Source organism: Burkholderia sp. AW49-1, from assembly GCF_053427845.1.
Map to the genome: position 1 here is coordinate 1 of NZ_JBSAXF010000126.1, position 325 is coordinate 325.

Below are 325 nucleotides of genomic sequence, written 5' to 3' on the forward strand. Positions count from 1 at the left end.
CCATCGATTTCTCGGAAATCGTTTCCGCGTGATCGAAGAACCAGTTCAGCCCTTCGAGCGGGATGTCCTTGTTGACCTTCTCGAACACGTCGAGCGCGCGGCTGATCGTTTCGTCGTAGGTCGCGTGCATGCGCCACGGCCAGCGGTTCTGCGCGAGCACGCGCACGACGCCTTCGAGATCGTCTTCCATCTGCGCCGGCAGATCGGGACGCGCGACGCGGAAGTCCTCGAAATCGGCCGCCGAGAACACCAGCATCTCGCCCGCGCCGTTGTTGCGGAAGTAATCGGTGCCGTCGTGATACTTGACGCTCTTCGTCCAGTTCAC

The 325-nt window shown here is 61.5% G+C and carries 1 protein-coding gene; it reads right to left on the reverse strand.

Features of this window, described 5'->3' with window-relative positions; genetic code table 11:
- The coding region (locus ACV22W_RS33705; RefSeq protein WP_448023863.1) for an amidohydrolase family protein at nucleotides 1-325 on the reverse strand (325 nt) is incomplete at both ends.